At 67.2% G+C, this 3,730-nt stretch carries 3 protein-coding genes; all 3 read right to left on the reverse strand.

The features are described 5' to 3' along the window. A partial coding sequence (locus B2W70_RS03765; RefSeq protein ID WP_286743004.1) for a LemA family protein occupies positions 1-556 on the reverse strand: 556 nt, incomplete at its 3' end. Between the two features lie 150 nt (positions 557-706). After that, complete coding sequence (locus tag B2W70_RS03770; protein WP_058086411.1) at positions 707-928, reverse strand: hypothetical protein; 222 nt, start codon at positions 926-928, stop codon at positions 707-709. A gap of 225 nt (positions 929-1,153) precedes the next feature. Next, positions 1,154-3,730, reverse strand: a 2,577-nt coding sequence (locus B2W70_RS03775) for an ExeM/NucH family extracellular endonuclease (protein ID WP_286743009.1), incomplete at its 5' end; no start/stop codon positions are given.

A 3,730-nucleotide genomic window follows, 5' to 3' on the forward strand; every position in this document is an offset into this window, starting at 1 on the left:
TGACCTCGTAACCCATCACCTTGGCGGTGAGGTTGCTGGGGAAGCTGCGCGCGAGCACGTTGTACTCCTGCACGGTCTGGATGTAGCGGTTGCGTGCCACGGTGATGCGGTTCTCGGTGCCTTCGAGCTGCACGCGCAGGTCCTGGAAGCCCTGGTTGGCCTTCAGGTTGGGGTAGTTCTCGCTGACCACGAGCAGGCGCGAGAGCGCGCCCGACAGCTCGCCTTGAGCCTGCTGGAACTTGTTGAACGCTTCCGGGTTGTTGATCAGCTCGGGCGTGGCCTGGATGCTGGTGGCCTTGGCGCGGGCTTCAACGACCTTGGTGAGGGTGTCCTGCTCGAAGTTGGCCTCACCTTTGACGGTGGCCACGATGTTGGGGATCAGGTCGGCGCGGCGCTGGTACTGGTTGAGCACTTCCGACCAGGCGGACTTGGTTTGCTCATCCAGGCGCTGGAAGTCGTTGTAGCCGCAGCCGGTCAGGGCGGCCGAGGCGGTCAGCGTGGCGATCAGGGCGGTGCGACGCAGGCTTCGGATCGGGTGGGACTTCAACAGGTGCATGGCGCTTCCTTACGGTGCATGGAGCGAAGGGATTTCGCCAGCATAAATGAGGATGCGCGATGCGGCTTTCAAGGGGTTTGAAAGCGCCTCCGGGGGCAAGGCGGCCGCACCACACCGCTTCGGCGTGCAAGGGTGGGGCACCAGGCTGGGTCAGGCGGGCGAGAGGCCTTCCAGCATGCGGCAGGACACGACCTGGTGCGCACGGGAGCGGGGGTAGCGGTCTCGCACGATGGAGATCGCACCCATCGGGGTGTCGGCCATCACCTTGAGCACGCGTTGCACGGCTTTGCACGACGGGTCGATCACGACCATCGTGGACACTTCGTACAGCTTGAGGGCAGGCTCGATGGCCAGGTTCATCAGGGCACGCATGATGCACTTCTCCAGGGGGTGCGCGGCGCCAGGGCGCTGCTCACGTCGTCAGAATGCATGTTGCGGGCCAGCTGTGACACGGTGGTGACCCCCGTTCCAGGGTTTGCCTGAAGACAGTTTCGCCACAAATGAACAGGGAAGGCCGCTTTGTGAGCAGTCCTGCCCGGTGCATGTTGGCATCAGGTGGTGTGTCGCGCGCCGCCCCTCATGCAGATCGTTTGTTGTTCACTGGATCAGGTCGCGCGATGCCACGATGTGGGAGCTGTGCACGCCGCTGAGCGTGGCCAGCAGCAAGGCGCCCGCAGGGCCCGCGCTGCCATCGGTGTCAACGCGCACTTGCAGGCCGGCCGCGCTGTCGACCAGGCGGATGTGACCGCTGGCGATCAGGTCGGTGCTGGTCACGCCATGCGTGTTGCGCAGCAGGGCCACCACGGCGCTCAGGTCGATGCGGTCGGTGCCGGGCACGAAGTCGGTGATGGTGTCGCTGCCGTCGCGCAGGCTGGTGTAGACGAAGGTGTCGCGACCATGGCCGCCGCTGAGTCGGTCGGCACCCGCCAGGCCGGTGATGACGTCGTCACCCGGCGTGCCCACCAGCGTGTCGCGGCCGGCGGTGCCCGTGAGCGACTTCAGCAGGTTCAGGCCGATCAACACCGGGTCATGGTCCGACGAGCGGTATGGCGTGGCGGTGTAGAGGTCGGGGCTGCAAGCGGTGAGCGAGGCGTTGTAGCACTGGCCGGTGCTGGGCGAGCGCTTGAAGTTCATGTCGTAGTCGATCACGAAGGGCTCATCTGCGTTGATGTGCCAGTGCGTCACGCCGCTGACCTGGCCCAGTGCGCTGGCTGTGGCCAGGGCGTGGTCCAGGTAGCCCACCTCGCCGTCGAAGACGTAGGAGTAGCCAGCTTCGCCTTCGAAGGCATCGATCAGGTCGGTGAAGCCGCCCTGGGTCAGCGTGAGGATCGGGTCCTCCTTGCCGTAGGCGTTGAGGTCGCCGATGACCAGCACGTCGCTGTCGCCGGTGCGGCTCTGCAGCTCGCTCGCGAAGCTCAGCAGGCGGCTGGCCTGGGCCTGGCGGTTGGCGTTGTAGCAGCCTTGGCCGTCACCTTGGTCGGTGTTGGCGCCGGCCGCGTCCGAGCAGCCCTTGGACTTGAAGTGGTTGACGACGACGGCAAAGCGCTCGCCGTTGGGCGTGGCGAACACTTGTGCCAGCGGCGGGCGGTTGTGGATCGGGTCGGTGTCTGCCAGTGCGCTGCCCTGCGGCGTGACCTTGGCGGGCTTGTGGATGAGCGCGACACGGATGGCATCGGTGCCGGTGGGGTTGCCGCCCACGGTGGCATCGAAGGCCACGGGCAGGGACACGACGGCGTAGGTGCCGGCGCCGGCCAGGGCGTTGAGCGCATCGACCAGGTTCTGCGCAGCGGTGTTGCCGTTGTTCTGGATCTCCATGAGTCCGACCACGTCGGCGTCCAGCCCGAGCAGGGCTTGCACGATCTTGTCGCGCTGGCGGGTGAACTCGGTGAGGTTGTCGGCGCCACGGCAGTTACCGGCCGCCACGCTGCTGCCCAGCGAGCAACCCTGGCCGCTGGCGCCGCTGGCGGTCTGGCCGTTGGTGAAGGTGGTGAAGTAGTTCAGCACGTTGAAGCTGGCCACCTTGAGGTTGCCGCCCACGTCCGCTGGTTGCGTGCTGCGAGGGTGCGCGCGCTGGAAGCTCACGGCTTGCGTGGGGTGCACCTTGTAGCTGGCCAGGCCGGTGTTGCTGGCGGTGCTCAGGCCGTAGTCGAGCACGCCGACCAAGCCGTCCAGCGTGTCGCCGGCGCGCAGCGTGTTGTCCGCGCCGATGTAGGGGATGGGCGTGGGGTTCTGCAGCGAGCTGCCATCATCAAGCAACAGCTGGCGTTGCGCGTTGGCTTCGGCGAGTTGCAGTGCCGCGACCGAGCCGGCGGGGTGAACGTTGGTGGGCTTGACCAGGCGACCGTCGGCCGACAGCGTGACCTGGCCATAGCGGCCCTGGAAGTAGTTCTGCGAGGCGGTCAGCGTGTTGGTGACCTGCACCAGCATGCCTTCCAGGGCTTCGAGTTCGTCCTGTGTGGCGGGCAGGGTCAGTGGCGTGGGTGAGATGGCCTGGTTGCTGGCCAACACGCTCAGCCCGCTCACGCTGGTCAGCTGCGTGATGGGGCGGCTGGCGGTGAGGGCGTTGGAGGCGGCGCCGGTGTTGAACTCGGTCACGGTGCCGGTGAGCTGCACCAACTGCTTGACGCTGACGGTGGAGGCGCTGCTGGTGAAGACGAACAGGCCTTCCGACGTGAGCGGGTTGCCGTCGGGCGCGTCACTCTGGATGAAGAAGCCGTTGTTGTTGACGCGCGTGACGATGCCGCGCGTGGTCACGCTCTGGCCCACGAGCGAGCTGGTGTGGCCCGTGCCCTGGATCTGCGAGATGGGCGTGACCGATGGCGAGGGGCTGGGCGAAGGCGAGGGAGACGGCGACGGCGCAGGAGAGGGCTCGGGCGCGCCGCTGCATGGCTTGAGCGGGCTGCTGCTGTTGCGCGGCGCAGGCGCGGCGGTGATGAAGTCGGCCGCGTTGTTGTTCGTGTCGGTGCAGCCGTCGTTGACCCGCCAGGCGGCCAGGGTGGTGCTCAGCGCGGTGCCCGTGGGTGCGCCTTCGGTGGCGTTGCTGGTGCTGCCATAACTGACGATGTCTTCGGCGCCGCTGGGGTTGGCGCCCGTCAGCGCGGCGGTGCCTTGCACCAGGGCGACCTTGCCACTGGCCGCTGCCATCGAGACGGTGCCGGTGGCGTCTGCGGCGGG

The organism is Aquabacterium sp. UBA2148 (genome assembly GCF_002328915.1).
In the GTDB taxonomy this organism is placed as follows: domain Bacteria; phylum Pseudomonadota; class Gammaproteobacteria; order Burkholderiales; family Burkholderiaceae_C; genus Aquabacterium; species Aquabacterium parvum.